The 4,920-nt window shown below is 43.8% G+C and carries 8 protein-coding genes and 1 pseudogene; 5 read left to right on the forward strand and 4 right to left on the reverse strand.

Annotated features, from left to right (window positions below; genetic code table 11):
* Together BUA65_RS18455 and BUA65_RS17260 are read left to right on the forward strand one after the other, a co-directional pair.
* Nucleotides 1–300 (forward strand): annotated as a pseudogene (locus BUA65_RS18455) (hypothetical protein); the annotation flags it as partial.
* 265 nt (nt 301–565) lie between these two features.
* Nucleotides 566–1,582, forward strand: a complete 1,017-nt coding sequence (locus BUA65_RS17260) for a DUF4915 domain-containing protein (protein ID WP_072871600.1) — start codon at nt 566–568, stop codon at nt 1,580–1,582.
* On the opposite strand, the gene BUA65_RS19295 is transcribed toward BUA65_RS17260, so the two are convergent.
* The 3 genes from BUA65_RS19295 to BUA65_RS17265 all read right to left on the reverse strand — a co-directional run bounded on the left by BUA65_RS19295 (nt 1,568) and on the right by BUA65_RS17265 (nt 2,080).
* Nucleotides 1,568–1,732: a hypothetical protein gene (locus BUA65_RS19295; RefSeq protein WP_165613296.1), complete on the reverse strand. Its 165-nt coding sequence runs from the start codon at nt 1,730–1,732 to the stop codon at nt 1,568–1,570. The genes BUA65_RS17260 and BUA65_RS19295 overlap by 15 nt on opposite strands.
* A 62-nt stretch (nt 1,733–1,794) precedes the next feature.
* Nucleotides 1,795–1,899, reverse strand: coding sequence for a transposase (locus BUA65_RS19420; protein WP_500683356.1), 105 nt, complete (start codon nt 1,897–1,899; stop codon nt 1,795–1,797).
* Entirely contained in the window at nt 1,862–2,080 is a 219-nt protein-coding gene (locus tag BUA65_RS17265) for a hypothetical protein (RefSeq protein WP_242656388.1), read from the reverse strand. Before BUA65_RS17265 ends, BUA65_RS19420 begins: the two co-directional genes overlap by 38 nt.
* A gap of 365 nt (nt 2,081–2,445) precedes the next feature.
* On the opposite strand from BUA65_RS17265, the gene BUA65_RS19055 reads away from it, so the two are divergent.
* Genes BUA65_RS19055 through BUA65_RS17275 form a run of 3 tightly spaced genes read left to right on the forward strand, consistent with a single transcriptional unit; the run spans nt 2,446 to nt 4,555 of the window.
* Nucleotides 2,446–2,580 carry a glycosyltransferase family protein gene (locus BUA65_RS19055; protein ID WP_278246299.1) on the forward strand — a complete coding sequence of 45 codons (135 nt, stop codon included), beginning with the start codon at nt 2,446–2,448 and terminating at the stop codon, nt 2,578–2,580.
* Between the two features lie 48 nt (nt 2,581–2,628).
* Nucleotides 2,629–3,951 carry an O-antigen ligase family protein gene (locus BUA65_RS17270; RefSeq protein ID WP_072871604.1) on the forward strand — a complete coding sequence of 441 codons (1,323 nt, stop codon included), beginning with the start codon at nt 2,629–2,631 and terminating at the stop codon, nt 3,949–3,951.
* Nucleotides 3,952–3,991: 40 nt separating this feature from the next.
* Entirely contained in the window at nt 3,992–4,555 is a 564-nt protein-coding gene (locus tag BUA65_RS17275; RefSeq protein ID WP_242656389.1) for a glycosyltransferase, read from the forward strand.
* A gap of 180 nt (nt 4,556–4,735) precedes the next feature.
* On the opposite strand, the gene BUA65_RS17280 is transcribed toward BUA65_RS17275, so the two are convergent.
* A partial coding sequence (locus BUA65_RS17280) for a transposase domain-containing protein (RefSeq protein WP_131821553.1) occupies nt 4,736–4,920 on the reverse strand: 185 nt, incomplete at its 5' end.

Here is a 4,920-nt window from a genome sequence, read left to right on the forward strand (position 1 = left end):
TCTCTGGTTCTGGTGGCTATGCTGACCCTGGTTGTAAGCCACCGGCTGCTTAACCACATGCGGTTGCTGGCTCCGGAGAAAAGCGCTCGCTTTACTCCTTTGCGCTGGGCCGAGTCGTTTTACTCTATTGCGCCGGTTATAATGACTCGTGTACTCAAGTTTATCGGAATTGACGAAGATCCTCTCCTGCTCATAATTTACTTCATGGCTGAGGGCGTTGATCCCAATGTCAACAGAGAACGCCTGTTGTCACCCTGGGTAAAAGCGGTTAATTCCCAGGTATTAGATGGTATTGAGTAGGATTTATGGTAAACCGATCACGCATGAGCGTTCAAGCTAACGCTCCGCGGGGTGTCCGGCCCATTTGGCATACTGCCTCAGGGGCCGGCTTCGGGCATCCTTGCCCTCTGCCCCGCCTCCGCTGCCAGCCTTTTGCTGAGTTTGGCTAATCTGTTCGGCTCAAGTCGCTCGCTTTCGAGCCAAAGCACGCTATTAAAACTAATGATAACTCAGGGCTTTAGTAATCAGTTATGTAAGTGTTTCGGGTATCATTGGAGGTGAATGAATGGACGAAGCTCTTATTATAACGGGATCGCTCAATGCAAAGATGGAAGATAGGTTTATGGATAGGGAGCAGGTGATTCCTTTCCAAGTATTAATAAATGGTGAAATCAAAAAGGCGGTATCTCTTTCAAAAATAGGTGAACTTGGCATTAGTTCTCTGGCCTTTCCTGAAGCAGACCAGAACGAGGTATATATCGTCCCCGCACCGGGAGTAGCAATACTAAAACTAGACATTAGAACTGGTCGCATTAGTAGAATTCCATGTTCTGAGCTAGAGGATGTTCACGAAATTGAATTTATAAACGGTACCTTATGGGTTTCAAATACGGGCTATGATGAAGTTTTGGCTATAAATGTTAATACACAAACTGTTGAGCGCAGGATTAATCTTTACGACTTGAAAGAACCGTTTCAAAAAAATAGAGCTGATAGAAGTGGCGATTCAAGCTCTATTTTAGTTGATAAATATCATTGTAATCAAGTTTTTGCTGATTACGAAGGAAAATTATTTTGTTTAGTACATCATGTATGGGGAAGGCAAGTACTGCACCAGGTGACATCAAAGCTAAAGAAACAAGGTGATGGTGGTATTATTAATCTTGAAACAGGAGAACGTATACCCCTTGGTTTAAAAGCACCTCATAGTGTAAGAAAAGTTAATGGGAATTACTGGGTTTTTGATAGTGGGAACGCAACAATCAATATTTATAATAAATCATGGGGACTTATAGATAGGATACAAACTCGTGGATGGGGAAGAGGAGCAGCTGTATCAGATAAGTATTTCTATGCCGGCATTTCAGCGACTCGTAAAAGATATTTAGGTATCATCCCGCGTTCTCAACAAGCACCTAATATGATACAAGTTTTTAGTACACATACAAAGACGATAGTTGATGAAGTGTTACTTTTTAATATTGAGCAGGTAAACAATTTATACCTAGTAAATGTATCCTTAGCTGAGCGCATCCTTGATCTTACAGAAGTTGAATTTACCGATGGATCAGGCATTGTCTAACCCCTGGCGGATAAGTTCAGTGGCCGCCGGTACCGCTACATTGGCTATGATGTGGATGGAGTCTATGCGATGCTTTTCGTTTTCTTTAACCAGTCCTCCATCAATCAAAAGCTCAAGCAGCTTGAAAAAGGCTTCTTTGTGTTTTTCCAACTGAAGAAGGCGATCCCGGAAACGGCCGAAAATACTATGGTCAAAATCTATGTCGTCCAGCTCTAACCCAAGGATGTATTTGACCGGAAATCGTACCGGCAGGCTTCTTCAAATTTCCGGTCGGACAAGTCAAACAACCGCTGCAAAATGAGCGCTTTGAACAGGATTGCCGGTGAAGCGGTAGGACGGCCATTGTCGGGACAGTACAACGGCGTAAAGTGCACGTCCTTGACAAAAGGTCGCATTTTTCCCGGAACAGGTGATAAAATTGTCATGTCCAAACATCCGGGCCAATATCAGGTTCGGGTGATAGAAGGAGAGTTGCTCTTCTTTTGATGGCATGTACATAAGATTTCCCTCCGTGGGAAGAAATCATTAGACATAATTAGATATTCGATGTTATTAGCTGTTTACCTGGCAGAGAGGGTATTTTTAGATGGATTATCTCCACTTTTATTGGTTTTACATGTGATCATAATGAGTTGCTGTTAAAGACCATTCTTGTCCATGGTAAGGAACACCATCTCTCTTGTGTTTTGTTAATGCTTAACTGGAGTGTTTTGTGACGGTATCTATAAAGAAGGTAAAACATCATTGAAGTAGTTGAAACGAAGTTGCCTGGGGCTTTAATTGTAGAATCTGTCGCTCAGAATAGCAGGAAGTGAGGAGGATTGTCTGCGTAGTAATCCGAGGTGCAATGATGGCTTCACCAAATGTTTTCATCCTTTATCTTCAACTACAACGGCTGGCGGGACACCATTTGGTACCTGGAGTCGTTGCAGCGGTTGACCTATCCCAACTACCGCATAGTGGTCATCGACAACGGCTCTCTATGTGGAGTATTATGATCCGTACAGCGAGCTAGATTTTGTCTTCGGACTCAGAGAGGACAGTGTATGATTGTGGAACGGGTAGCAGAATTATGTGTAACAAAAAATACAAAAGATAGAATAAATTTTGCCAATAGTAATTTATGGTGGATAAACCAGGTTACCTTATTAGTAGCTCTTGCTATCTTTCCGATCACTATGTTGCCGCCAGTGGAAGTAATACCGCAACTTCTTTTAATGGAAAGCCCATTTTTCGGCAAACTTACTTTAGTTCGATTTATTTTATTGTTACTTTTGGTCATTATTTTTGTTTCTGTTTTCGGAAGTGGGTTGTTCCCTCGGCTCCGCACTGTGGATGTGTTGGTAATGGTACTGTTTTTAATAGCGTCTGTTCATGCGACATCTCATGCAATATCACGATGGGCGTACTATGTGTTAATTGTTATTAGTTCATACATAATCGGTCGTGTTATGTCACTCTTTGGAGGAGCAAAATTTTTGTCCAAGCTGGAAGCATCCATCCGTCTGGCAGGCTTAGTAGAAGCAGCTTTAGTCATATATACGTTTATCTCTGGTCCATTTATCGAGCCTGTTCAAGGTAGCTTCCTTATTTATCCTGCCGCCTTTGGCGAAGGTGTCACACGCAGTCCTGGAACAATTGGCCACCCAGTCGTTGCTGCTGCCGTTTTGTTACCTGCTCTGTTTGCTTGGCTAGAATATGCTTTGTGTCAGACCGCAGGCAGGAAGAAGTACATTGCTTGGCTTTGCTTTTCCGTAATGGTGCTCGGAATATTGTTGACTTTCAGTCGAGGAGCATGGTTGGCTTTTCTTGTCACGTTACTGTTATTCCTTTTAGTAAGAGGTTACATCGTTCGGTTAAGATTTATCCCTATATTAGCATTACTTCTGCTTTGCTTTTATATGACCCCCATAGGAACTTATGTCCAGATGCGCTTATCGATGACAAGTATTAACGATGGTTCGATTTCCCATCGACTCTTAATGTATGGATGGGTGACAGAAAGATGGTTGGAAACGCCATTTTCGTTCCTCATCGGGAATGGCGTGGGTTACTCCCGTGAAGAACTACTTAACTCGCCACCTCCTGATGGACTGCTTGTAGTTGACAACATATGGCTGACCATGCTTATGGAGGTGGGTTTAGTTGGTACAGCAATTATCCTAATAGTACAGGTTCTTTCAAGTCTAAAGAATTTGCTTAGAGGATTAACCTGGAATCAGTGGGTAGCCCTCAGTATTTTATCACTTTCCATAGACGGGCTAACTTTCGAGACATTTTTCTGGGAACAAGTAGGAGTATTAATCTGGCTACTTACGGGCGTTCTCAGTACCATGAACACGGTCGCTAAGAGTAACAAGAAATGTTAGTAGAATTACCTACGCAGAAATCTGAGGTGCAATGATGGCTTTGCCAAGTGTTTTCATCATCATCCTTAACTACAACGGCTGGCAGGATACAGTCGAATGCCTGGAGTCGGTGCAGCGGTTAACCTATCCCAATTACCGCATCGTTGTCATTGACAACGGCTCCACTGATGGCTCCATGGAAAAAATTAAAGCCTGGGCGGCGGGCGAGCTGCGTGTGGAATCAAAATTCTTTACTTACGATCCGTCAACCAAGCCTGTACGCTGGATCGAGTACGACCGGGTCACCGCCGAGGCTGGCGGCCTACCGGAACTGGAGGCGGAGATCGAGGCCCTGCCCCCGAACCGCCGGATGGTACTCATCCAGACCGGGGCTAATCTGGGGTATGCCGGAGGAAATAATGTGGGCATCCGGTATTCTATCAATTCTGTTTCAGACTATATCTGGTTACTAAACAATGACACTGTAGTGCATAAAAGTGCCTTGAAGACGATGGTTGATATAGCTGAAAAAGTCTTACGGATTGGGATAGTTGGCTCAAAGATTCTTTATTACGTAAGCGTCAAACCCTACCCACCTGGCACAATCCCCGGGTTTATAGGATAATCTTCCTATCTCAATATTTTTCATTGATGCTCTAAAAAGCTGTAAGCGTCAAACCCTACCCACCTGGCACAATCCCCGGGTTTATAGGATAATCTTCCTATCTCAATATTTTTCATTGATGCTCTAAAAGTAAGCGTAAAATAAACCCCACCTTGCAATCAGGTGGGGACAAAATCCAGCTTATTTACTGGCCCTGCAGGCAGGGGGTAACGAATCGGACCAGGGGAGTAACTGATCCAGGGCGTTACCGTCTGTGGGGTCCAGATTGGGAAGTCTTTCAAAAAGATAGCTGAGGTATTGGAAAGGATTCAACCCATTCTCCTTTGCCGTTTCTATGATGCTGTAAGTAATAGCGCTGGCCCGTG

Source organism: Desulfofundulus thermosubterraneus DSM 16057 (genome assembly GCF_900142025.1).
Taxonomy (GTDB): Bacteria; Bacillota; Desulfotomaculia; order Desulfotomaculales; family Desulfovirgulaceae; genus Desulfofundulus; species Desulfofundulus thermosubterraneus.

Bases quoted from the DNA above. Each gene is read 5' to 3' on its own strand.
- BUA65_RS17265 (WP_242656388.1), bottom strand. From the start codon at position 2,080: ATGTACATGCCATCAAAAGAAGAGCAACTCTCCTTCTATCACCCGAAC.
- BUA65_RS17260 (WP_072871600.1), top strand. From the start codon at position 566: ATGGACGAAGCTCTTATTATAACGGGATCGCTCAATGCAAAGATGGAA.
- BUA65_RS19055 (WP_278246299.1), top strand. From the start codon at position 2,446: ATGTTTTCATCCTTTATCTTCAACTACAACGGCTGGCGGGACACCATT.
- BUA65_RS17270 (WP_072871604.1), top strand. From the start codon at position 2,629: ATGATTGTGGAACGGGTAGCAGAATTATGTGTAACAAAAAATACAAAA.